The sequence below is a fragment of the Rhodococcus sp. NPDC055112 genome (assembly GCF_053607505.1).
Genome location: NZ_JBSGTR010000029.1, coordinates 1 through 21,623, shown reverse-complemented (window position 1 = coordinate 21,623; position 21,623 = coordinate 1). Strand labels below are relative to the sequence as shown.

The 21,623-nt window shown below is 69.3% G+C and carries 18 protein-coding genes and 1 riboswitch; of the genes, 5 read left to right on the top strand and 13 right to left on the bottom strand.

All coding sequences use genetic code 11. The annotated features are described in order from the left end of the window. Nucleotide 1 precedes the first annotated feature (1 nt). The 9 genes from ACWFRB_RS14585 to ACWFRB_RS14545 all read right to left on the bottom strand — a co-directional run bounded on the left by ACWFRB_RS14585 (nucleotide 2) and on the right by ACWFRB_RS14545 (nucleotide 8,435). Nucleotides 2-508 (bottom strand): hypothetical protein, encoded by a 507-nt coding sequence (locus ACWFRB_RS14585; RefSeq protein ID WP_452641863.1) that lies wholly within the window; start codon nucleotides 506-508, stop codon nucleotides 2-4. 52 nt (nucleotides 509-560) lie between these two features. Next, nucleotides 561-1,421, bottom strand: a complete 861-nt coding sequence (gene mutM, locus ACWFRB_RS14580) for a bifunctional DNA-formamidopyrimidine glycosylase/DNA-(apurinic or apyrimidinic site) lyase (RefSeq protein WP_452641862.1) — start codon at nucleotides 1,419-1,421, stop codon at nucleotides 561-563. Nucleotides 1,422-1,425: 4 nt separating this feature from the next. Then, on the bottom strand, nucleotides 1,426-2,169 hold the full coding sequence (rnc, locus tag ACWFRB_RS14575) for a ribonuclease III (RefSeq protein WP_452641861.1): 744 nt from the start codon (nucleotides 2,167-2,169) through the stop codon (nucleotides 1,426-1,428). A gap of 7 nt (nucleotides 2,170-2,176) precedes the next feature. Then, nucleotides 2,177-2,359, bottom strand: coding sequence for a 50S ribosomal protein L32 (gene rpmF, locus ACWFRB_RS14570; protein ID WP_077041191.1), 183 nt, complete (start codon nucleotides 2,357-2,359; stop codon nucleotides 2,177-2,179). A gap of 2 nt (nucleotides 2,360-2,361) precedes the next feature. After that, nucleotides 2,362-2,979, bottom strand: coding sequence for a YceD family protein (locus tag ACWFRB_RS14565; RefSeq protein WP_452641860.1), 618 nt, complete (start codon nucleotides 2,977-2,979; stop codon nucleotides 2,362-2,364). Between the two features lie 96 nt (nucleotides 2,980-3,075). Next, nucleotides 3,076-3,846, bottom strand: coding sequence for a DivIVA domain-containing protein (locus tag ACWFRB_RS14560; protein ID WP_452641859.1), 771 nt, complete (start codon nucleotides 3,844-3,846; stop codon nucleotides 3,076-3,078). A 97-nt stretch (nucleotides 3,847-3,943) separates the two neighbouring features. After that, nucleotides 3,944-4,465 carry a pantetheine-phosphate adenylyltransferase gene (gene coaD, locus ACWFRB_RS14555; RefSeq protein WP_452641858.1) on the bottom strand — a complete coding sequence of 174 codons (522 nt, stop codon included), beginning with the start codon at nucleotides 4,463-4,465 and terminating at the stop codon, nucleotides 3,944-3,946. Further along, a complete protein-coding gene (rsmD, locus tag ACWFRB_RS14550) occupies nucleotides 4,462-5,025 on the bottom strand; it encodes a 16S rRNA (guanine(966)-N(2))-methyltransferase RsmD (RefSeq protein WP_452641857.1) in 564 nt (187 codons plus the stop codon). Before rsmD ends, coaD begins: the two co-directional genes overlap by 4 nt. Beyond that, nucleotides 5,022-8,435, bottom strand: coding sequence for a pyruvate carboxylase (locus tag ACWFRB_RS14545; RefSeq protein ID WP_452641856.1), 3,414 nt, complete (start codon nucleotides 8,433-8,435; stop codon nucleotides 5,022-5,024). Before ACWFRB_RS14545 ends, rsmD begins: the two co-directional genes overlap by 4 nt. A gap of 302 nt (nucleotides 8,436-8,737) precedes the next feature. After that, nucleotides 8,738-8,946, top strand: a riboswitch (cobalamin riboswitch). A gap of 147 nt (nucleotides 8,947-9,093) precedes the next feature. Between ACWFRB_RS14545 and metE the strand changes: the two genes are divergently transcribed. Next, nucleotides 9,094-11,361 carry a 5-methyltetrahydropteroyltriglutamate--homocysteine S-methyltransferase gene (gene metE, locus ACWFRB_RS14540; protein ID WP_452641855.1) on the top strand — a complete coding sequence of 756 codons (2,268 nt, stop codon included), beginning with the start codon at nucleotides 9,094-9,096 and terminating at the stop codon, nucleotides 11,359-11,361. A 43-nt stretch (nucleotides 11,362-11,404) separates the two neighbouring features. Here metE and ACWFRB_RS14535 read toward each other — a convergent pair whose 3' ends face one another. Beyond that, nucleotides 11,405-12,826: a short-chain fatty acyl-CoA regulator family protein gene (locus ACWFRB_RS14535; RefSeq protein WP_452641854.1), complete on the bottom strand. Its 1,422-nt coding sequence runs from the start codon at nucleotides 12,824-12,826 to the stop codon at nucleotides 11,405-11,407. 168 nt (nucleotides 12,827-12,994) lie between these two features. Here ACWFRB_RS14535 and prpD point away from each other — a divergent pair, with 168 nt between their 5' ends. Genes prpD through ACWFRB_RS14520 form a run of 3 tightly spaced genes read left to right on the top strand, consistent with a single transcriptional unit; the run spans nucleotide 12,995 to nucleotide 16,532 of the window. Then, on the top strand, nucleotides 12,995-14,497 hold the full coding sequence (gene prpD, locus ACWFRB_RS14530) for a 2-methylcitrate dehydratase PrpD (RefSeq protein WP_452641853.1): 1,503 nt from the start codon (nucleotides 12,995-12,997) through the stop codon (nucleotides 14,495-14,497). Continuing rightward, on the top strand, nucleotides 14,497-15,414 hold the full coding sequence (gene prpB / locus ACWFRB_RS14525; RefSeq protein ID WP_452641852.1) for a methylisocitrate lyase: 918 nt from the start codon (nucleotides 14,497-14,499) through the stop codon (nucleotides 15,412-15,414). The genes prpD and prpB overlap by 1 nt, the downstream gene beginning before the upstream one ends. Next, nucleotides 15,411-16,532: a bifunctional 2-methylcitrate synthase/citrate synthase gene (locus ACWFRB_RS14520; RefSeq protein ID WP_452641851.1), complete on the top strand. Its 1,122-nt coding sequence runs from the start codon at nucleotides 15,411-15,413 to the stop codon at nucleotides 16,530-16,532. The genes prpB and ACWFRB_RS14520 overlap by 4 nt, the downstream gene beginning before the upstream one ends. Nucleotides 16,533-16,539: 7 nt before the next feature. Here ACWFRB_RS14520 and ACWFRB_RS14515 read toward each other — a convergent pair whose 3' ends face one another. The 3 genes from ACWFRB_RS14515 to ACWFRB_RS14505 are packed head-to-tail and all read right to left on the bottom strand — an operon-like array spanning nucleotide 16,540 to nucleotide 21,165. Beyond that, on the bottom strand, nucleotides 16,540-17,262 hold the full coding sequence (locus tag ACWFRB_RS14515; RefSeq protein ID WP_452641850.1) for an HNH endonuclease family protein: 723 nt from the start codon (nucleotides 17,260-17,262) through the stop codon (nucleotides 16,540-16,542). Nucleotides 17,263-17,280: 18 nt separating this feature from the next. Continuing rightward, nucleotides 17,281-19,521: an ATP-dependent DNA helicase RecG gene (gene recG, locus ACWFRB_RS14510; RefSeq protein ID WP_452641849.1), complete on the bottom strand. Its 2,241-nt coding sequence runs from the start codon at nucleotides 19,519-19,521 to the stop codon at nucleotides 17,281-17,283. A gap of 9 nt (nucleotides 19,522-19,530) precedes the next feature. Further along, entirely contained in the window at nucleotides 19,531-21,165 is a 1,635-nt protein-coding gene (locus tag ACWFRB_RS14505) for a DAK2 domain-containing protein (RefSeq protein ID WP_452641848.1), read from the bottom strand. Nucleotides 21,166-21,390: 225 nt separating this feature from the next. Here ACWFRB_RS14505 and rpmB point away from each other — a divergent pair, with 225 nt between their 5' ends. Next, complete coding sequence (gene rpmB, locus ACWFRB_RS14500) at nucleotides 21,391-21,582, top strand: 50S ribosomal protein L28 (RefSeq protein WP_072750141.1); 192 nt, start codon at nucleotides 21,391-21,393, stop codon at nucleotides 21,580-21,582. Nucleotides 21,583-21,623 lie beyond the last annotated feature (41 nt).

The following is a 21,623-nucleotide window of genomic DNA, read 5'->3' as shown; positions in this document are numbered from 1 at the left end:
CTCACGGCTGCTCATCGGGCTCCTGCTCGAGTACCTTCTCCAGGAAGTCCTTGAGCTCCTGGATCGCGGACGCCCCGGGGATGGCGCTGAGACTGGCGAGCGCCGCGTTCAGCGCGGCAAGGAGGGTTCGAAAGATCCGCCGTCCGATCGTCCCGCCGCCGCGGACGACCCCCATCACCTCGCTGCGGCCGGCCAGTTCGATCACCGCGAGCTTGAAATCGCGCATGGCGCCGTCCCAGCCCGCCGACCCCAACGCGTCGATCACGGTGTCGGCGGGGAACTCCCGGCTCTCGCCGCTGAGTGCGCGGAGCGCCTCCGCCCCCTGATTCGCCACGAGTTGGTCGACAGCCGAGGCGAACTGGCGCCGGAGATCCTCGTCGGGCAGCACGGCCCGCTCGGTACCGGTGTCGTCACCGAGGGCCGCGTGCGGTTGCGCCGACCAGCGCAACACCAGCAGGACGTCGCCGACGAGCTGGCGCACGATGAGCATGTCGTCGTAGTCGGCCACGGGACCTCCTCGCCGAAGGACACTCGCAAGTGTGCGCGTCCCTGGTGGGGGTCTACAAGCCTCGCGGCCGTGGCTGGCACTTCGGGCAGCTGTAGGAGGACCTGTTCATGAACTTCTCGCGCCGGATGGGCGCACCACAGCGCGGGCACGGTCGGTCCTCGCGGCCGTAGGCGGACAGCGACCGGTCGAAGTACCCGGACTCCCCGTTCACGTTGACGTACAACGCGTCGAACGAGGTACCGCCCTGCGCCAGCGCCTCACTCATCACCTCGGTGACCGAACCGAGCAGCAGGCGCACCTGTGGGCGGGTCAGCCGGTCCGCAGGCCTGTTCCCGTGGATCCCGGCGCGCCACAACGCCTCGTCGGCGTAGATGTTGCCGACCCCGGACAGCACCGTCTGATCGAGCAGGATCCGCTTGATCTCGCTGCGCTTGCCGCGGATCGCCGCGACCACCGCCTCGCCGTCGAACCCGGGGTCGAGTGGGTCCCGCGCGATGTGGGCGACCGGCTCCGGCAGGGCTGCGCCGTCCACCTCGACGATGGGGGCGAGCGCCCAACCACCGAAGGTGCGTTGATCGACGAAGCGGAGCTCGGTGCCGTTGTCCAGCGCGGCCAGGATCCGCAGGTGCTTCTCCCGGGCCACGCTCGGCGCCTGGACCAGCATCTGGCCGCTCATCCCGAGATGGACGACCACGGCGAGGTCGCCGGGCGCCAACTCGAGCCAGAGGTACTTGCCGCGACGGCTGGCGCCGGTGACCACCAGGCCTGCCAGCTGCGCGGCGAGATCGTGACCGCCGAGGACATGTCGGCGGACAGCGCGGGGATGCAGGACCTCGACGGCGTCGATCCTGGAACCGACGACGTGGGCCTCGAGCCCGCGCCGGACCACCTCGACCTCGGGCAGCTCCGGCACGGCGTCAGCCGACCTGGTCGGAGTCGTCCTCCGAGAGGGACTTCCAGGCGGTGCTGGCCGCCTTCTGCTCGGCTTCCTTCTTCGACCGTCCGACACCGACCCCGAGCGCGTTCCCCGCGACCACCACGGTTGCGGTGAACTCCTTGTCGTGATCGGGCCCGGTCGCGCTGATCTCGTAGACCGGCACGCCCGCGCCACGCTCCGCGGTGAGTTCCTGGAGGCTGGTCTTCCAGTCGAGACCCGCGCCCAGTTTGGGCGCGCGCTCGAGGAGATCGCCGAACAGCGAGAGCACCACGGTTCGCGCGGTGTCGATGCCGTGCTGCAGATGCACGGCACCGAGCAGCGACTCCATACCGTCGGCCAGGATGCTCGCCTTGCCTCGGCCCCCGGTCATCTCCTCGCCCTTGCCGAGCAGCAGATGGGCACCGAGACCGCCCTCACCGAGATCGCGCGCGACCTCCGCAAGGGCGTGCATGTTGACGATGCTGGCCCTGATCTTGGCCAGCTCACCCTCGGACTTCTCCGGGTGTGCGACGTAGAGCTTCTCGGTGATGGTCAGGCCGAGCACCGAGTCGCCCAGGAACTCGAGCCGCTCGTTGGTCGGCAACCCGCCGTTCTCGTACGCGTACGAGCGGTGGGTCAGCGCCAGCGTGAGCAGCGGTTCGTCCAGGACAACGCCAAGAGCGGCGAGGAGGGAATCATGATCCCCCTCGCCGCCGGCGGGTGCTGCGTTGCTACTACTTGTCACTGCGCGACTAGACCGCAGCGGTGACCTGACGACCCTTGTAGGTGCCGCAGGACGGGCACGCAATGTGGGGCAGGGTCTTCTCGCCACAGCCACGGTTCGGGCAGGTGATGAGGGTGGGCACAGTGGTCTTCCACTGGCTGCGACGCGACCTGGTGTTGGACCGCGACATCTTGCGCTTGGGGACAGCCACTTCTACTTCTCCTCGGCTTCAGTGTTCACACGACTCTTGCTGGGCTGGGATGATGCATCCTCAGCGTCGAACTTCCCCGCGAGGGCAGCCCAGCGAGGATCCAGTATCTCATGTCCATGCCCAGATTCTGCAATCGCCAGACGAACCCCACATTCGGGGCACAGTCCCTGGCAATCTTCGCTGCACAATGGCTGCAGCGGAAGCGCTAGCCCGGCCGCGTTCACGATGACCGGTTCGAGATCGATCAGGTCGTCGACGATGCGGTAGATCTCATCTTCTTCGGTGGTCGCCTCGGTGGTGCTGTTCGGGTACGCGAACAGCTCGGTGAGATAGAGGTCGAGCTCACCGCCGAACGGTTCGAGGCAGCGCGAGCACTCGCCCTCGGTTGCCGCTCGGACGGTGCCGGTGACCAGCACGCCCTCAGAGACGGACTCCAAACGGAGGTCGAGTTCGACCTCACCACCGACCGGCACCGCGATCATGTCGAGGCCGATGCGCGAGGCGGCGGGCACCGCACGGGTGACCGTGGTCATCGACCCGGGGCGGCGCCCCAGACTGAGGATGTCCAGCACGAGGCCGCCCTCGTGAAGACGGGGCGAACCGGAACGATGCGAGGACACGCGAATACTCTTTCGTCAGCGAAGAAGGGGATGGGCAACCACTCAACGGTACGCGATGGGGTCCCCCAATGGAAAATCTGAAGCCGTGACCCCGGGCTACCGGTGACGACTCGACCGGCTGGGTCGCTCGTCGGCCTCGTCGTAGTCGGGGATCCCGGAGCCGGTCCGAAGCTGCTGACGGCCGCGGCCCACCGAGCGGATGGTCCCGCTGAGGAACTCCTCGAACTCCGCCAGCTTGCCGTCCACGTACAGGTCGCATTCGCCACGCAGCCGGTCCGACTCGGCGTGTGCGGAGTCGATGACCCGTGCCGACTCCGAGTGCGCGGCCTGCACGACCTCGGTCTGCGCCACCAGTCGCTCCTGCTCGGCGCGGCCGTCCGCGACCGATCGGTCGTGCGCGGCGCGGCCGGATTCGACCAGGCGCTCCGCCTCGGCCGCGGCCTGACCGGTGAGGGTGTCGTATTCGTGCTGTCCCTCGGCGACGGTCCGGTCCGCCTCCTCGCGCGCGTCGGCGACCAGTTCATCGGCGTGTGCCTGCGCCTCGGAGACCATCCGGTCGGCCTTCGCCTTGGCGTCGGCGAGGATCCGGTCGGCGTCCGCGCGCGAGTCGGCGAGGGTGGCCGCGGCCTCGGCGTCCGCGCTCGAGACGGCCTGCTCGGCGTGCGCGCGGGCGTCGCCGACCAGCTTGTCGCGGTGGTCGAGCACGTCCTGTGCGTCGTCGAGTTCACCCGGGATCGCCTCACGGACGTCGTCGAGGAGTTCGAGGACGTCTCCTCGGGGCACAACGCACCCCGCCGTCATCGGGACCCCGCGCGCCTCTTCCACGATCGCGACGAGCTCGTCGAGCGCCTCGAATACCCGGTACACGCCAAACCCCAATCGTCGACGACGGCTTACGGGACCAGTCTGCCCGCCGCGCCGCTCACGGGCGCGCCGCCACGCCCAGTGTGTCGAGGATCAACCGCTACGCGGTATCGCCTGCGCGGCTCGCCGCGGTCGGCTCCGCGGCGCGTTCCGCCAGCCGGGCCAGCAGCCGCTCGTGCACCTTCGCAGGCAGCATGTCCGCGACATCGCCGCCGTAGGTCGCCACCTCCTTGACCAGCGAGCTGGAGAGGTAGCTGTAGCGCGGGTTCGTCGCGATGAAGAGGGTGTCGACGCCGGTGAGCTTGTGGTTCATCTGCGCCATCTGCAGCTCGTAGTCGAAGTCGTTGGCACCGCGCAGGCCCTTGACGATCGCGCTGGCCCCGTTGGCCTTTGCGTAGTCGACGAGGAGTCCCTGCCACGAGTCGACCCGGACATTCGGCAGGTCGGCGACGGCCTCGCGCAGCATCTCGAGGCGTTCGTCGATGCTGAACAGGCCCTTCTTGTTCTTGTTGATCATCACCGTGACGATGACCTCGTCGAACTGAACCGCCACCCGGCCGATCACGTCGAGGTGGCCGTTGGTGATGGGATCGAAGGACCCGGGGCAGACCGCACTGCTCATGACTGCAGACCGTAACAGGCGATCTCGATCCGGGTCTCGCCGTACTTGCGCACCCGGTCGGCCGACAGACCCGCCGGCCACACGGTCTCGGGCGATCGCGAGGACCGCTCGAGCACGACCAGCGAATCCTCACCGATCCAGCCCCCGTCGACGAGCGCGCCGAGCACCGACCCGACCTCGTCCTCCCCCATCGCGTACGGCGGGTCGAGGAAGACCAGGTCGTACTCGCGGTCGGGGGTCCCCGCGACGACCGCGGCCACCGGCGACGACCGCACGAGCGCGCCGGGCAGCCCGAGCGTCGCCACGTTCTCGCGGGCCACCGCGGCCGCCTTCGCGTCCGACTCGACCAGCACCACGTGCTCGGCGCCCCGCGAGAGTGCCTCCAGCCCAAGCGCTCCCGATCCCGCGAACAGGTCGAGCACGGCGGAGCCGTCGAGGTCCATCCGGGCGTCGAGCGAACTGAACAGCGCCTCGCGCACCCGCTCCGAGGTGGGCCGGGTGCCCTTGGGAGGGACCCGGAGCCGGCGCCCACCCGCGGCGCCGGCGACGATCCGGGTCACTGCGGCCCGTCCTCCTCCGTCGACACCACGGAGATCACGGTCAGCAGGTCGCCACCCTCGACCTGCTGCACCGGTGTGATCGCGAGCCTGCTCACGACGCCACCGCGGGTGGCGGTGATCGCCGCCTCCATCTTCATCGCCTCGATCGTCGCGACGGTGTCGCCCGCGGCGACCTTCTGTCCCTCCGCCACGACGAGGGTGACGACGCCTGCGAACGGCGCGGCCACGTGGCCGGGGTTGCCCCGGTCCGCCTTCTCGGCGGCGGGGACCTCGCTGGCGATCGAGCGGTCGCGCACCGACACCGGCCGCAGCTGGCCGTTGAGGATGCACATCACCGTGCGCATGCCGCGCTCGTCGGGTTCCGAGATCGCCTCGAGCCCGATGAGCAGCTCGACACCGGGGGCCAGCGCGACCCGGTGCTCCTCGCCGCGACGCAGGCCGTAGAAGAACTGGTTCGCCGACAGCCGCGAGGTGTCGCCGTACTTCTCGCGGTGCTCGAGGAACTCGCGGGTCGGGCCGGGGAACAGCAGCCGGTTGAGGGTGCCGCGGCGCTCGGCCGGAGAACCGTCGAGTCCGGCCTGGTCGTCCGCGGTCAGCGGCGTCTCGGGCTTCGCGTCACCGCGGCCCTCGAGCGCCCTGGTCCGGAACGGCTCCGGCCAGCCGCCTGCCGGGCTGCCCAGTTCGCCGCGCAGGAACCCGATCACCGATTCCGGGATGTCGTATCCGGCGGGGTTCTCCGCGAACTCGTCCGTCGACACGCCGGAGCCGACGAGGTGCAGCGCGAGGTCGCCGACCACCTTGGAGGACGGGGTCACCTTCACCAGGCGGCCGAGCATCCGGTCCGCGGCCGCGTACTTCGCCTCGACCTCCTCGAACTGGTCACCCAGCCCGAGCGCGATGGCCTGCTGGCGCAGGTTCGACAGCTGACCACCGGGGATCTCGTGCGTGTAGACGCGACCGGTGGGAGCGGGCAGCCCGGACTCGAACGGCGCGTACACCTTTCGCAGCGCCTCCCAGTACGGCTCGAGGTCGCACACGGCCTGCAGATCAAGGCCGGTGTCCCGCGCCGAGTGAGCGGTCGCCGCGACGATCGCCGACAACGCGGGCTGGCTGGTGGTGCCCGCCAGCGCCGCGCTCGCGCCGTCGACGGCGTCGGCGCCCGCCTGCCACGCCGCCAGGTAGGTGGCCAGCTGGCCGCCGGGGGTGTCGTGGGTGTGCACGTGCACAGGGAGGTCGAAGTTGCTGCGCAGCGCCGACACCAGAGTTGCGGCCGCCGGTGCGCGCAGCAGTCCGGCCATGTCCTTGATGGCCAGCACGTGGGCGCCCGCATCCACGATCTGCTCGGCCAGCTTCAGGTAGTAATCGAGGGTGTAGAGGTTCTCGTTCGGGTTCGACAGGTCGCCGGTGTAGCTCATCGCGACCTCGGCGACGGCGGTGCCCGTCTCGCGGACCGCGTCGATGGCGGGCCGCATCTGGTCGACGTTGTTGAGCGCGTCGAAGATCCGGAAGATGTCCACGCCCGTAGAGGTGGCCTCGCGCACGAACGCGCGGGTGACCGACTCGGGGTAGGGCGTGTAGCCGACGGTGTTGCGACCGCGCAGCAGCATCTGCAGGCAGATGTTCGGCATCGCCTCACGCAGTGCGGCCAGCCGCTCCCACGGGTCCTCGTGCAGGAAGCGCAGCGCGACGTCGTAGGTCGCGCCGCCCCAGGCCTCCACCGACAGCAGCTCGGGCGTCATCCGGGCGACGTGGCCCGCGACGTCGAGCAGGCCGCCGGTGCGCACCCGGGTCGCCAGCAGGGACTGGTGCGCGTCGCGGAAGGTGGTGTCGGTGACACCGAGTGCGTCCTGTGCGCGCAGCGCGGCAGCGAAGCCCTCGGGCCCGAGTTCGACCAGTCGCTGCTTCGAGCCTGCGGGCGGCGGCGTCGTCAGGTCGATCTTGGGCAGCTTGTCCCGCGCGTACACGGTGGTGGGGCGCTCGCCGTGCGGCTTGTTGACGGTCACGTCGGCGAGGTAGGTCAGGATCTTGGTGCCGCGGTCGGCGGACGCCCTCGAGGTGAGCAGCGCCGGGCGCTCCTCGATGAACGAGGTCGTCACGTTGCCTGCGCGGAAGTCGGGGTCGTCGAGGACGGCCTGCAGGAACGGGATGTTCGTGGCCACGCCGCGGATACGGAACTCGGTCACCGCCCGGCGCGCCCTTGCGACGGCCGCGGGCAGGTCCCGGCCGCGACAGGTGAGCTTGACGAGCATCGAGTCGAAGTAGGCGCCGACCTCGGCGCCCAGGTTCGCGCCACCGTCGAGGCGCACGCCCGCACCGCCGGGGGTGCGGTACGCGGTGATCCGACCGGTGTCGGGACGGAACCCGTTGGCCGGGTCCTCGGTGGTGATGCGGAGCTGCAGTGCCGCGCCGCGGAGCTTGATCGAATCCTGGGCGAGCCCCAGATCGGCCAGCGTCTCGCCGGAGGCGATCCGCAGCTGCGCCTGCACCAGGTCCACGTCCGTCACCTCCTCGGTGACGGTGTGCTCGACCTGGATGCGCGGGTTCATCTCGATGAACACGTGGTTGCCGCGGGTGTCGAGGAGGAACTCGACGGTGCCCGCGCAGCTGTAGTTGATCTCCTTGGCGAACGCGACCGCATCAGCGCAGATCCGCGCGCGCAGCTCCTCCGGGAGGTTCGGCGCGGGCGCCAGCTCGATCACCTTCTGGTGCCGTCGCTGCACGCTGCAGTCGCGCTCGAACAGGTGAATCACGTTGCCCTGGCCGTCTGCCAGGATCTGTACCTCGATGTGCCGCGGGTCGACGACGGCCTGCTCGAGGAACACGGTGGCATCGCCGAAGGCGGACTCCGCCTCGCGGGCCGCGGCCTCGATCGATTCACGCAGCTGGGCTCGCTCGGCGACCCGGCGCATGCCGCGGCCACCACCACCGGCGACCGCCTTGACGAACAGCGGGAACTGCATGGACTCGGCGGCGGCGAGCAGCTCGTCCACGTCGGCGGACGGCGCCGAGGACGAGAGCACCGGGAGTCCGGCAGCCTTCGCGGCGGCGATCGCGCGCGCCTTGTTGCCGGTGAGCTCGAGCACCTCGGCGGACGGCCCGACGAAGGTGATGCCCTCGGCGGCACAGGCCGCGGCCAGGTCCGGGTTCTCGGAGAGGAAGCCGTAGCCGGGGTAGATGGCGTCGGCGCCAGCCTTCTTCGCCGCCGCGACGATCTCGGCGATCGACAGGTAGGCCCGGACCGGGTGCCCCTCCTCCCCGATCTGGTAACTCTCGTCGGCCTTCAGACGGTGGACCGAGTTGCGGTCCTCGTACGGAAAGACAGCTACGGTTCCCGCGCCCAGCTCGTAGGAGGCACGGAACGCCCTGATCGCGATTTCCCCGCGATTGGCAACCAAAACTTTAGAGAACATTGCTGAAAATTACCCTTGCTCTCGTACCGCTCGCCGGACGGTGTCCTAGCATCCGGGAAATTCCCGCATACTCGACCCGCTGTAACGATGCAGTACGCTACCGGCCCCCACCTCACAGGACTACGGCACCCGCCGTGAACTGCGGATTCGCCCGATTCGCGACCCCTTACGCAGGGTTCGCCGATGGGCCGAACGGCGGGCGAATGCCCCCACATCGAGCTGGTCGACCGCTCCAGTTCTGCCTCATATACTCGTTGGTGCAATCGGTCCGCCCGGTGTGGTCATGAGGAGCCCCGAAGTCCCCGCCCGGCGTCGAAGCACGTCTCCCCCTCGATGGGGAGAGGTGTGAGAGGGAACCCGGTGAGAATCCGGGACTGTCCCGCAGCGGTATGCAGGAACGACCGCCGTCACCATGCACTGGACTCACGTCTGGGAAGCGACGGCCACTAGGACCGGTGTCGATCACCGGGCGCCTGCGAGTCCGAAGACCTGCCGACTGCGTCGGGCACGCCGTGCCCGACGGTCCACCGCCTCGTGGAATGGGCGAGTAGATCGGATCAGTACTGACTGCTGCCCACATACGGGCGCCACCAGGGCTCGGTTCGTGCTCTCGTCTGCCGGTGGTGGCCACCCACGCTGTCAGCAACTGGAGAACACCGTGACATCCACCTTCACCGCAACCGTGCTGGGCTCCCCGCGCATCGGTCCCCGCCGCGAACTCAAGAAGGCCGTCGAGTCCTACTGGGCAGGCAAGCTCGACGCCTCCGCACTCGACGCCGCCGCGCGGGACCTGCGCGCACTGAGCTGGACCGATCTGCGCGATGCCGGGATCGATTCCGTTCCGGTCAACGTCTTCTCGTATTACGACCAGATGCTCGACACCGCCGCGATGCTCGGCGCGCTGCCGGAACGGGTCGCCGGGGAGTCGACGGCGCTGGACCGATACTTCGCCGCCGCGCGCGGCACCGCCACCGTCACCCCGCTCGAGATGACGAAGTGGTTCGACACCAACTACCACTACCTGGTCCCCGAGATCACCGCCTCGACCCGCTTCGCCCTCGACCCGTCGAAGGTGCTGGGCGAGGTGGCGGAGGCGCAGGCCCTCGGCATCGCCCCCCGGCCGGTGCTGATCGGACCGGTCACCTTCCTGCTGCTGTCGAAGGCGATCGACTCCGAATCATCACTCCTCTCGCGGGTCGGAGAGCTGCTCCCGCTGTATTCCGCGCTGCTCGGGCAGTTGGCCGACGCAGGCGTCGAGTGGGTCCAGATCGACGAGCCCGCGCTGGTCGCCGATCGCACGGAGTCCGAGATCGCGACCGCGGGCGAGGTGTACCGGGCGCTGTCCGCGCTCGGACACCGGCCCGCGATCCTGCTCGCCTCCTACTTCGGCGACCTCGGCGGCGCGCTGCCCGCGCTGGCGAGGACCGGCGTCGAGGGACTGGCGGTCGACCTCGTCGCCGGCAGCGTGGAGACGCTGGCCGGAATCCCCGAACTCGCGAGCAAGCACCTCGTCGCCGGGATCGTCGACGGGCGGAACATCTGGCGCAACGACCTGACCGAATCCCTGGCGACCCTCGAAACGCTGCGCGCGAGCGTGGGTTCGGTCGCGGTCTCCACCTCCTGCTCGCTGCTGCACGTGCCGTATTCGCTCGAGAGCGAGAGCGAACTCGACGATGCGCTGCGGTCATGGCTGGCCTTCGGATCCGAGAAGGTTCGCGAGGTGATCACCCTCGCGACGGGCCTGAGGTCCGGTCGCGACGCAGTCGCCGAGGAACTGGCGCGAGCGGCTGCCGCGAAGGCGACCCGGACCGCCGATCGACGGCTGCACGACTACGCGATCCGGGCGCGACTGACCGGCCTGAAGGCGGCAGGCGACGGACGACGTCCCGCCGCGGAGCGCCGCGAGTTGCAGGCGGCCGTCCTGCCGCTGCCGCAGTTGCCCACCACGACGATCGGCTCGTACCCGCAGACCACCGCGATCCGGGTGGCCAGGGCCGCGCTGCGGAAGGGCGAGATCGACGAGGCCGAGTACCTCCGCCGGATGCGCGGCGAGGTGGCCGATGTCATCGCCCTTCAGGAGCAGCTGGGTCTGGACGTGCTGGTGCACGGCGAGCCCGAGCGCAACGACATGGTGCAGTACTTCGCCGAACAGCTCGACGGGTTCTTCGCCACCGCGAACGGGTGGGTGCAGTCCTACGGGACCCGCTGCGTGCGACCGCCGATCCTGTTCGGCGACGTTCGCCGACCGCGCCCGATGACGGTCGAGTGGACCTCGTACGCGCAGTCGCTGACGGCCAAGCCGGTCAAGGGCATGCTGACCGGACCGGTGACGATCCTGGCGTGGTCGTTCGTCCGCGACGACCAGCCGTTGTCCGAGTCCGCCGACCAGGTGGCGCTCGCGATCCGCGACGAGACCGTCGACCTGGAATCCGCCGGCGCCAAGGTGATCCAGGTGGACGAACCCGCACTGCGTGAGCTGTTGCCGCTGCGGTCGGCGGATCAACCCGCCTACCTGGACTGGTCGGTCGGCGCGTTCCGGCTGGCCACCTCAGGGGTCGTCGACGCGACCTCGGTGCACACCCACCTGTGCTACTCGGAGTTCGGCGAGGTGATCGGGGCGATCGCCGGTCTGGACGCCGACGTCACCTCGATCGAGGCGGCGCGCTCGCACATGGAGGTCCTCGACGATCTCAACGCGGTCGGATTCGATCTCGGTGTCGGTCCCGGCGTCTACGACATCCACTCCCCCAGGGTGCCGTCGGTCGGGGAGATCGCCGACTCGCTGCGGGCCGCGCTGAAGGCCGTGCCCGCGGAGCGGCTGTGGGTCAACCCAGACTGCGGTCTGAAGACCCGTGGCCGGGCCGAGGTCGAGGCGTCCCTGCGCAACCTCGTCGCCGCGACCGAGCTGGTCCGGGCAGAGCTGTAGGCGGTGCTGCACCCGCGCTCGCCCCCGGCGAGCGCGGGTGCAGCTACGCGTGTGGGTACGGCAGGTGGCCGCTGCTGTTCTCGTTGACCAGGACCGACCGCCCCAACTGCGGGAATGCCCGTTGCGCGCATGCGGGGCGGTCGCACACCTTGCATCCCGCTCCGATCGGCACGATCGTCGCGGGGTCGTCGGTCTGGATTCCGCGCGAGTAGACCATCCGATCGGCGTAGGCGATGTCGCAGCCGAGCCCGATCGCGAAATTGCGTTCGGGCGCCAGGTATCCGAGGCCGCCGCTGTGCGTGGTCCTGGCCACCCACAGGTAGGTACGCCCGTCTGGCATCTTCGCCACCTGCGTGTGGATCCGACCGGGGTTGGCGAACGACTCGTGGACCACCCACAACGGGCAACTCCCACCCACCCGGGAGAAGTGAAAGGCGGTGGCGGACTGCCGTTTGGAGATGTTCCCTGCACGGTCGGTGCGGACGAAGAAGAAGGGCACCCCGCGCTGGCGGTGCCGCTGCAGCGTGGACAGCCGGTGACAGATGGTCTCGAAGCCGACCTCGAACTTCAGGCTGAGCAGGTCGATGTCATACCGCAACGATTCGGCCGAGTCCAGGAACTGGCTGTACGGCAGGATCAGCGCGCCTGCGAAGTAGTGCGCCAATCCGATCCGCGCCAGCGCGGCGGATTCGGAACTCAGCGAATCGTCTTCCGCCACTATGGAGTCGATTGCCTCTGCCTGCGTCAGGAAGGCCAGCTGCATCGCGATCTGGAAGGCCCGCTGACCCGCTGTGAGCCGCCGCGCGAGGGTGAGGGTCGACTTTCCCGCGTCGAAGAAGCGCTTGGGCCCCAACTGATCAGGTTCGTCGGTCCGGATCCGGACCGTGACGCCGTGCCGATCCCGCATCAGCCTCGCGAGCTGCAGGTCGAGTGCCCCGATGGTCAGCTCGTTGCGGGTGAACATCTGCTCCGCGGCGTCGTCGAGCCGGGCGATGTGGTTGCGGCGGTCGTAGAAGAAGTCGCGAACCTCCTCGTACGGCATCGGGACGCGCACGGACCCGGCCGGGGTCTCCCCGGAGAGCTGGGCCGAGAACTGGTCCAGCTGATCGGTCGCCGCGTGCAGGCGGCGGTGCAGCGTCACCAGGGTTCGGCCCACCGCGGGCATGCGGGCAACCAACTCGTCCAGCTCCGCGAGCGAGACGTCACCGGACTCGGATGTCTCCGCCAGCGCCTGGTGGACATCGGCGACCAGGCGGGCATCGGAGTCCGCCGCGAAGAACTGGACGTCGAGATCGAACTCGGAGTTGAGCTTGAGGAGCACCGGCACCGTGAGCGGGCGCTGGTCGTTCTCCAACTGGTTGACGTAGCTCGGCGAGAGCCCAAGCGTCTTGGCGAGCGCCAGCTGCGACAGGTGCCGTTCCTCACGGAGCCGCCGCAGCCGGGCTCCGGCGTACATCTTCTTCATCGGTCTCCTCCTCGCTCGCCAGGTGAGAGTACCGCGCGCTGATTCACAAGATTCGCAAGATTGATCCTCACCTCACGCAAAAATAGGCAAGTGCAACGTATTTGATGAGACTCACGCCATGCGTAGCGTGCGAAGGAACAGCAGTACAGGCACCACCACGGAGGATTGATGAAGACACATCTCGTACGCACGCACCGGTCCGCGGAGGAGTTCCCCCAGCACGAGCACCTGGCCTGGAAGATCGCCGAGGTCGCCACCGACGCGGTCGAGGTCCCCGCAGCCACCTCCGAGATGATCGTCAACCGGATCATCGACAACGCGGCCGTCGCGGCCGCCTCGCTCGTGCGGCGGCCCGTCGCGAACGCTCGCGCCCAGGCTCGGTCGCACCCCTATGGCCCCGGGTCGACCGTGTTCGGCGTGGCAGGCACCTACTCCCCCGAGTGGGCCGCGTGGGCCAACGGCGTCGCGGTCCGCGAACTGGACTTCCACGACACCTTCCTGGCCGCCGAGTACTCGCACCCCGGCGACAACATCCCGCCGATCCTCGCGGTCGCCCAGCACGCGGGCCGTAGCGGCGCCGATCTGGTCCGCGGGCTGGCGACGGGCTACGAGATCCAGGTGGACCTGGTGCGCGCGATCTGCCTGCACGAGCACAAGATCGATCACGTCGCGCATCTCGGCCCCTCCGCCGCCGCCGGCATCGGCACCCTGCTGGGCCTGGACACCGAGACCGTGTACCAGGCCGTCGGCCAGGCGCTGCACACCACCACCGCGACGCGTCAGTCCCGCAAGGGCGAGATCTCCAGCTGGAAGGCCTACGCACCGGCGTTCGCCGGCAAGATGGCCGTCGAGGCCGTTGACCGCGCGATGCGCGGCGAGGGCGCACCGTCGCCGATCTGGGAGGGCGAGGACGGCGTCATCGCCTGGCTGCTCGGCGGACCGAAGGCCGAGTACCAGGTTCCGCTGCCCGGTCCTGGCGAGGCCAAGCGCGCGATCCTGGACACCTACACCAAGGAACACTCGGCGGAGTACCAGAGCCAGGCCCCGATCGACCTGGCCCGCCGGATGCGGGACCGCATCGGAGACCTGGACCAGATCGCCTCGATCGTCCTGCACACCAGCCACCACACCCACGTCGTCATCGGCACCGGCTCGAACGATCCGCAGAAGTTCGACCCCACCGCGTCCCGCGAGACCCTCGACCACTCGGTGATGTACATCTTCGCCGTCGCCCTGCAGGACGGCACCTGGCATCACGAGCGCTCGTACGCGCCCGAGCGCGCGCAGCGCCACGACACGATCGAGCTGTGGAAGAAGATCTCCACGGCCGAGGACCAGGAGTGGACCCGCCGCTACCACTCGACCGACCCGGAAGAGAAGGCCTTCGGCGCCCGCGCCGAGGTGACGCTCAAGAGCGGCGAGGTGATCGTCGACGAGCTCGCGATCGCGGACGCACATCCGTTGGGCGCACGACCGTTCGCGCGGGACCAGTACATCGCCAAGTTCCGCACGCTCGCGGAGGGCGTCGTCTCCCCGGCCGAGCAGGACCGCTTCCTGGACGCCGCGCAGCGCACCCCCGAACTGAGGTCCGGCGAGCTGAACCAGCTCACCTTCACCGTCACCGAGGACGTGCTCGACCGCGCACCGACGTCGCCGAAGGGGCTGTTCTGATGTCGGGCCTGATCGCAGCCGCGACCTCCGCCTCCGACAAGCGGATCGCGTTTCGGCGAGGGCTCACGTCGGGGTCGATTCAGCGCCTGCCCGGGGCGTTCAATCCCCTTGTCGCCAAGCTGGTCCAGGAGATCGGCTTCGAGGGCGTCTACGTATCCGGTGCCGTCGTCTCCGCCGACCTCGCGCTGCCCGACATCGGACTGACCACCCTGACCGAGGTGGCCGAGCGCGGCAGGCAGATCGCCCGCGTCACCGACCTGCCCGTGCTGATCGACGCGGACACCGGATTCGGCGAACCGATGAGCGCGGCCCGCACGGTCACCCTGCTCGAGGACGCCGGGATCGCGGGCTGCCACCTCGAGGACCAGGTGAACCCGAAGCGGTGCGGACACCTCGACGGCAAGGCCGTGGTGCCGACCTCCGAGATGGTGCGGCGCCTGCGCGCGGCGGTCTCGGCCCGCCGGGACCCGACCTTCGTGATCTGCGCCCGCACCGACGCCGCGGGCATCAACGGGATCGATGACGCGATCGAGCGGGCCAAGGCCTACGCCGAGGCAGGCGCCGACCTGATCTTCACCGAGGCCCTGCACACCGAGGCCGAGTTCGAGAAGTTCCGCGCGGCCGTCGAGATCCCGCTGCTGGCGAACATGACCGAGTTCGGCAAGTCCGAACTCATCTCGGCGAAGACGCTCGAGGACATCGGCTTCAACGCGGTGATCTACCCGGTCACCACGCTGCGACTGGCGATGTTCGCGGCCGAGCAGGGTCTCCGTGAGATCCACGCCGAGGGAACCCAGTCCGGGCTGCTCGACAAGATGCAGCACCGCAGCCGGCTCTACGAACTGCTCGAGTACGAGCGCTACAACGAATTCGACAGCGGCATCTTCAACTTCCGTATCGAGGAGAGTGGCTCATGACCGAGGCGATTCCGACGATCTACAAGGGCCTCGCGGGCGTCGTCGTCGACACCACCGCGATCTCCAAGGTGGTCCCCGAGACCAACTCGCTGACCTATCGCGGGTACGCGGTGCAGGATCTCGCGGCGCACTGCAGCTTCGAGGAGGTCGCGTACCTGCTCTGGCACGGAGAACTCCCCACGCCCGCGCAGTTGGAGCTGATGTGCCAGCGCGAACGTGCGGCTCGCCGGGCCGACCGCTCGCTGCTGTCGCTGCTGGCGAAGATGCCCGACAACTGTCACCCCATGGATGTCGTGCGCACCGCGATCAGCTACCTCGGCGCGGAAGACCCTGCGGAGGAGGACAACTCACCCGAGGAGAACCTCGCGAAGGCACTGCGGATGACGGCGGTGCTCCCGACGATCGTCGCGGCCGACTTCCGGCGCAGACGCGGTCTCGATCCGATCGCGCCGCACTCGCACCGGGGATTCGCGGAGAACTTCCTCAACATGTGCTTCGGCACGGTCCCCGACCCGGTGATCGTGCGGGCCTTCGAGGTGTCGCTGATCCTGTACGCGGAGCACAGCTTCAACGCCTCGACCTTCGCGGCACGGGTCGTCACCTCGACACTCTCGGACATCTACAGCGCGGTGACCGCCGCGATCGGCGCGCTCAAGGGCCCGCTGCACGGCGGCGCGAACGAGGCCGTCATGCACGACATGCTCGAGATCGCGACCCCCGACCGTGCCGAGGACTGGATGCTCGCCAAGCTCGCCGCCAAGGAGAAGGTGATGGGCTTCGGCCACCGGGTCTACAAGAACGGCGATTCGCGGGTGCCGACGATGAAGGCCGCGCTGACCGATGTCGCCGAGCACACCGGCGGCGAGAACTGGCTGCGGATCTACGAGATCCTCGAGAAGACGATGGTGAGCGCGACGGGCATCAAGCCGAACCTCGACTTCCCGACCGGCCCCGCGTACTACCTGATGGGTTTCGACGTCGAGATGTTCACCCCGATCTTCGTGATGAGCCGCATCACCGGGTGGACCGCACACATCATCGAGCAGGGCGGCTCCAACGCGCTGATCCGTCCGCTGAGCCAGTACTCGGGGGTGCCGCAGCGCACGGTTGTCGCCTGAGGCCGGGTCAGCAGGCGCGCAGGACACCGCGCAACGCCTCGGCGGACGCCCTGTCGATGGGCAGCCCGTACTGCCGCAGTACCGAGGTGTAGTGATGCGCGTAGTCGCAGCGGAAGGCCTCGTTCGGCGGCATCCAGCTGGCGGGGGTGTGCGAGGCCTTGGCGAAGTTGGCCTCCCCCGCCACCGCGACGAGGTTCGCGGGGTCGTTCGCGAACCTCGCCCGCAACTCCGGGGTCCAGGTGCTCGCACCCATGTCCCATGCGAGCGCCAGCGAGACGATGTGGTCGATCTGGACCGCGTTGCTGGTGTCCTCCCCGTGCTGGAAGGCGATCGCGGCGCCGCTGTACGGGTCGTGCAGGGTCCCACTCCGCACCGCCCACGGGCAGCGCCAGATGTCGAAGTTCGCCCTGTCCACCAGGTCCCGCTCGAGGATGTCGTTGCGGGTATCGCAGCCGTTGCGGCCCAGCGGGGCATCGGTGTCGTCGGTCCACGCGGGGCCGAAGTCGTCGCGGTCGTAGCCGGGCACCTTGGTGCGCTTGGCCACGACCGCGACGCCCGCCAACGGATCGGGCGCCGGATCGCCTGCGGGTGCGCTGCTCACCGCACCGGGTCCGGCCTCGACCGGGTCGGTGTCCGTGCCGCGGGACTGCAGCAATCCCACCGCGACCAGGATCGCGACGGCGAGCACCACCACAAGCCCGAGTCGGCCGCGAAACCCCAGACGCCGCATGGTCACAAAGTATGCCGCCTAGGACTTCTCCAGGAACTCGATCCGGTCGGCATCGATCGCGGCGGTCACCATCGAGGCCAGGCCCGGATGGCGGGCCAGGTCCGGATCGGCGTCGATCACCGCGCGCGAGAACTCGCGTGCGGCGACGATCACGTCCTCGTGGTCGAGCAGCGAGAGCAGCCGGAGGGTGGTGGTGCTGCCGGACTGCGCGGCACCGAGCACGTCACCCTCACGTCGCTGGGCGAGGTCGAGTTGGGCGAGCTCGAAGCCGTCGTTCGTGCCCGCCACCGCGGTCAGTCGTTCGAACGGCGGGGAGCCCGGCTTCGTGTCCGTGATGAGCAGGCAAAGCCCCTGGTGGGCACCGCGACCGACCCGGCCGCGGAGCTGGTGGAGCTGGCTCACACCGAACCGGTCCGCGTCCTTGAGGACCATCACGGTCGCGTTCGGCACGTCGACTCCGACCTCGACGACGGTGGTGCACACCAGCACGTCGATCAGTCCCGCGGTGAAATCGCGCATCACCGCATCCTTCTCGTCCGCGGGCAGCCGGCCGTGCAACAGACCGACCCGCAGATCGGACAGCGGGCCGAACCGCAGCTCCTCGAACAACGCCAACGCCGCCGTCGTCGGCTGCTCCTTCGCGTCCGGGGCGTCGTCACCCTCCCCGATTCGCGAGCACACCACGTAGGCCTGCCTGCCATCGGCGACCTCCTCGCGGATCCGTTCCCAGGCGCGGTCCACCCAGGCCGGCTGGGTCAGGGCAGGCACGACCTTGCTGACGATGGGCGACCGCCCACCGGGCAGCTGCCGCAGCGTCGAGGTCTCCAGGTCGCCGAGCACGGTCATCGCGATGGTCCGGGGAATGGGCGTCGCCGTCATCACCAGTAGGTGCGGGCTGAGTCCCTCGCGCGCCCGGCCACGCAACTCGTCGCGCTGCTCGACGCCGAACCGATGCTGCTCGTCGACAACCACCATGCCGAGGTTGAAGAACTCGACGCCGTCCTGGATGAGGGCGTGGGTGCCGATCACGATCCCGGCATCGCCCGTCACCGCCTCCAGCAACGCGGCGCGGCGGGCCGCGACCGACATCGACCCGGTCAGCAGGGTCACTCTGGTGGCCAGCTCGTCGGCTCCGAGTTCGCCTGCCATGGAGAGGTTTCCGAGCATCTGCCGCAGCGACCGGGCGTGTTGCGCGGCGAGCACCTCGGTCGGCGCCAGCAGAGCACACTGGAAGCCGGCGTCGATCACCTGCAGCATGGCGCGCAGCGCGACGACTGTCTTCCCCGAGCCGACCTCACCCTGCAGCAACCGGTTCATCGGGTGTGCCCTGCCGAGGTCGGCGGAGATCTCCTCGGCGACCGCGTGCTGCCCCTCGGTCAGGGTGAAGGGCAGCCGGGTCTCGAACGCGGCGGCGACACCGTCGGGTTTCGGCGGGCAGGCGGGGGCCACCCGTCCCGCCACCTCGTGGCTGCGCTGGGCCAGCACCAACTGCAGGGCCACCGCCTCGTCGAACCGGAGGCGCTCGCGAGCGAGATCCACCTCGTCCTTCGTCTCCGGCAGGTGCACCGATCGCAGCGCCTCGTCGAGACCGATCAGACCGTGCTCGCGCCGAATCTCCTCGGGCAGCGGGTCCTGCACCTCGTCGAGCTGGTCGAGCACCTGGCGGATGCACCGCAGCAACGTCCAGCTCTCGACCTCGCGGGTCGCCGGATACAGCGGGATGAGGTTCCGTTCGAAGATCGACATGTCGACTCCTGCGCCAGGATCCTGCGCGCTGCGCGCCATCCCGGCCAGGGCACCACCGCCGCGCACCTTGCCCGCGGCCACCACCGAACCGTCGTCCTCGTCGCGGCTGGGCAGGATGAGGTAGCTGGGATGCGTGAGCCCCAGTTTCCCCCTGAAGTACTTCACGTTCCCCGAGAACATAGCGCGCACACCGGGTTTGATGGAATGTGCCACCTTCTGCGGGTTGAAGAAGGTGGCATCGACGCTCTGCTTGTCGGACGTCAGCACCACCTTGAGCATCTTCCCGCTGCGCGACTTCATCGAGATGATCGCGGCAGAGGTCACCGTCGCCAGGATCGTCAGGTGCGTGCCCTCGGGCGGCTCCTTCTCGCCGAGCTCGGCGCCCTGTGTCGCGTACCGGTGCGGGTAGTGCCGCAGCAGGTCCTGCACGGTCTCGATCCCGAACGCCTCCGCGAGCGGCTCCGCGACCTTGCGGCCGAGCAGGTGATCGATCCGATCGGTCAGAGTTGCCATCACACCGCTCTATTCGACGCCGAGCTGCAGCAGATCCCCGGACTGCCCGCCCTCGTAGACCAACACCTCGACGCCCGGGTGGCGCGCCGCGACATGCTCCGAGAGGAGGTCGGCGAAGCCCGCGGGAATCTCGGCCCCCAACAACAACGTCAACAGTTCGCCGCCGACCCCGAGAACCTGGTCGATCAGGCGCCTGCCCGCCTCGGCCGGGTCGGGCGCGATCACCACGACCTCGCGGCCGATCAACCCGAGCCCGTCGCCTGCCTCGCAGGTACCCATCAGGGTGAGCGCCCGCTCCGTCGCCACCCGCAACGATCCCCAGCGCGTCGTCGCGGCCGCCTCGGACATCGCGAACACGTCGTCGACGGCGGCCCGGCCCGGATCGTGCACGGCGAGGGCGGCGAGCCCCTGCACCATCGACGTGCAGGGCAGCAGCAGCACCTCGTGGCTCTCGTCGCGGGCGGCGACACCGATCGTCACCAGCTCCGGCGCCGAGAGCGCGCCGTTCGGGAGCACCAGCACCTCACCGCAATCGAGCGCACGAATCGCGTCGAGCAGTTGATCGGGGGTGACCGGTTCGTCACAGCGGAGGACCGTGGCGCCCTCCCCCGCGAAGAGGTCGGCGGCGCCGTCGCCTGCGACGATCGCGAGAACCCCGCGGTCGGTCCCGCCTGCACGCCTGCTCACCCTCCCGGCCCGCTTCTCGTCGAGGGCAAAGCAGGAGATCCGGATGTCGTGGGTGCGACCCGCGGCGAGTCCGGCCTCGATCGCAGGGCCGGGGTCCGAGCAGTGCACGTGCACCGACCAGGAGCCCTCGCCGTCACCGACGATGATCACCGAGTCGCCCAGCTCGCCGAGCCGGGACCGCAAGGTGTCCACCCGTCGCGAGTCGGATCCGGAGAGCAGGTACATCACCTCGTAGTCCTGGTCGCCCGGCTGGTCCGCGCAGGCGGACGGCGGTGCGACCACGCCAGGGGTGGCGAGCGTGACCGGCGCGACCACGATGTCCTGGCGCTCGGGTGTCGCCCCCGTGACGACGCCGACGAGGGCGTCGAGGATGACCAGCAGCCCGAGCCCGCCCGCGTCGACCACGCCTGCCGCGCCGAGAACGGAGAGCTGAGAGGGGGTCCGCGCGAGCGCCTCTGCGGCGGCGTCGGCGGCCTCCGAGGCCACCACCGACAGCGCCGCGTCGTGCGGGCATCCGTCCGCCGCCGCGGCGGCGTGCCGGAGCACCGTCACGATCGTTCCCTCGACCGGAATGCTGATCGCCTCGGTCGCCAGCACGGCGGCCTCGTTCAGCGCACCACGCAGCAGTCGGGCGTCCAGCGGCTCGTCGCCTGCGACCTCGGCGATCCCCCGGAGCACCTGGGACAGGATCACGCCGGAGTTACCGCGGGCTCCCGCGACCGCACCTCTGGCAAGGGCCGCGGCTACCGCACCCACCGAGGCGGCCGGGCCGACGACCTCGGCACCGTCTGCGGCCGCGCGCATGGTGAAAAGGAGATTCGTGCCGGTGTCCGAGTCCGGAACCGGGAAGACATTGAGGTTGTTGATCTCCTCGCAGCGGGCGACAAGGCCGTCCACGCACCGCCGCGACCAACGCAGCAACGCCTCGCCGTCCACGCTGTCCAGGGCAATGAGCAACTCGACTCTTCCTCTCTGCCCTAGTGGGAACTGCTCGGCTCGGCCAGACTATCCTTCTCCACAGACGGTCCGCCCGGCTCCACGTGCGGGACAGGCCGGTTTGGTCAATCAACACGGATACGGTTACTCTTGCAGGGTTGCCTCGCAAGGGTCACTTCGGTGTCTCGTGTTCGTAGGCCAGCACCAAAGAAGATATCCGTACATCAATTCAAGGAGTTCGCGACTATGGCTGCCGTCTGCGACGTATGCGCCAAGGGGCCCGGCTTCGGTAAGTCGGTCTCGCACTCGCACCGGCGTACCAACCGTCGTTGGAACCCGAACATTCAGACTGTCCGGGCCCAGGTTGGTCCCGGTACCCGTCAGAAGCTCAACGTGTGCACCTCCTGCCTCAAGGCAGGCAAGGTCGTCCGCGGCTGACGCGTTCCACGCTTAACGACTGTGCCCCGACACCTCAGGTG

Coding starts and splice junctions, on each gene's coding strand:
- prpB (WP_452641852.1), top strand. CDS start 14,497: ATGTCGGGCCTGATCGCAGCCGCGACCTCCGCCTCCGACAAGCGGATC.
- rpmB (WP_072750141.1), top strand. CDS start 21,391: ATGGCTGCCGTCTGCGACGTATGCGCCAAGGGGCCCGGCTTCGGTAAG.
- ACWFRB_RS14535 (WP_452641854.1), bottom strand. CDS start 12,826: ATGAAGAAGATGTACGCCGGAGCCCGGCTGCGGCGGCTCCGTGAGGAA.
- recG (WP_452641849.1), bottom strand. CDS start 19,521: ATGGCAACTCTGACCGATCGGATCGATCACCTGCTCGGCCGCAAGGTC.
- ACWFRB_RS14520 (WP_452641851.1), top strand. CDS start 15,411: ATGACCGAGGCGATTCCGACGATCTACAAGGGCCTCGCGGGCGTCGTC.
- ACWFRB_RS14545 (WP_452641856.1), bottom strand. CDS start 8,435: ATGTTCTCTAAAGTTTTGGTTGCCAATCGCGGGGAAATCGCGATCAGG.
- prpD (WP_452641853.1), top strand. CDS start 12,995: ATGAAGACACATCTCGTACGCACGCACCGGTCCGCGGAGGAGTTCCCC.
- coaD (WP_452641858.1), bottom strand. CDS start 4,465: ATGAGCAGTGCGGTCTGCCCCGGGTCCTTCGATCCCATCACCAACGGC.
- ACWFRB_RS14515 (WP_452641850.1), bottom strand. CDS start 17,262: ATGCGGCGTCTGGGGTTTCGCGGCCGACTCGGGCTTGTGGTGGTGCTC.